The organism is Mycobacterium innocens (genome assembly GCF_900566055.1).
GTDB classification, from domain to species: domain Bacteria; phylum Actinomycetota; class Actinomycetes; order Mycobacteriales; family Mycobacteriaceae; genus Mycobacterium; species Mycobacterium innocens.
This window is the reverse complement of the sequence record NZ_UPHQ01000356.1, coordinates 1-1228: the sequence shown is the minus strand read 5'-3', so window position 1 is coordinate 1228 and position 1228 is coordinate 1. Positions and strand designations below refer to the sequence as shown.

Annotated in this window: 1 pseudogene; it reads left to right on the top strand. The window is 70.6% G+C overall.

Going from position 1 to position 1228, the window contains the following annotated elements:
• Position 1: 1 nt before the first annotated feature.
• A pseudogene (locus tag EET03_RS29715) lies at positions 2–1219 on the top strand (ISAzo13 family transposase); the annotation flags it as partial.
• Positions 1220–1228: the final 9 nt, after the last annotated feature.

Below are 1228 nucleotides of genomic sequence, written 5' to 3'. Positions count from 1 at the left end.
GGTGACGGCCGCCGATCGTGAGGGCGAGGTGTCGCGCAAGTTTGCGCTGCTGGCACCGGTGCTGGACGAGCGGCAGCGCCGGCTGTGGATGGCGGTGGAAGCCCGCGAGGCCGGGCACGGCGGGATCACGGTGGTGGCGCGCGCGACCGGGGCCGCGCGCTCGACGGTGACGCGGGGTGTCGACGAACTCGACAGCGGCGCAGCCGATTGCGGGCGGATACGGCGAGCCGGTGCGGGCCGCAAGCGGGCGGAGACGGTGAATCCGGCGCTGGCCGCGACGTTGGAGCGCCTCGTCGATGCGGACACTTGGGGTGATCCGGAGTCGCCGCTGCGCTGGACGATCAAGTCCACGCGGCAGCTCTCGGCCGCGCTGGCCGAACAGGGCCATGCGGCCAGCGAGTGGCTGGTACGGCGGCTGCTGCACGAGGCCGGCTACAGCCTGCAGGCGACCGCCAAGCAGCTCGAGGGTGCCCAGCACCGGGATCGCGACGCCCAGTTCCGCTACCTCGACGACCGGGTGCGCGAGCATCAAGCGGCCGGGCAGCCGGTGATCAGCGTGGACACCAAGAAGAAGGAGCTCGTCGGGCGGTACAAGAACGCCGGGCGCCGGTGGCAGCCGACCGGGCGACCCGAGCCGGTCAACACCCACGACTTCCCCGACAAAGAGCTGGGCAAGGCCATCCCGTACGGGGTCTACGACCTCGCCGCCGACGCGGGCTGGGTGTCCGTCGGCGCCGACCACGACACCGCCGCCTTCGCCGTGGCCACGGTCCGCCGCTGGTGGCAGAGTGTGGGCGCGGGCCGCTACCCGCACGCCGACCGGCTGCTGATCACCGCCGACGCGGGCGGCTCCAACGGCTACCGTCCCCGGCTGTGGAAGACCGAGCTGGCCGCCTTCGCCGCCGAGACCGGGCTGGCCATCACCGTCTGCCACTTCCCGCCCGGCACCTCCAAGTGGAACAAAATCGAGCACCGGCTGTTCTCCCACATCTCCTCGAACTGGCGCGGCGAAACACTGACCAGTCACGAAGTGGTCGTCAATCTGATCGCCGCAACGACCACGCGCACCGGCCTGACCGTGCATGCTGAACTCGACCATGGCGAGTACCCCAAGGGAATCAAGGTCAGCGACAAGCAGATTCGCGAACTGGAAGCCCGAGCCATCACCCGGCACGACTGGCACGGCGAATGGAACTACACCGTGACCGGCCCACCGCGGGCGCCGTAA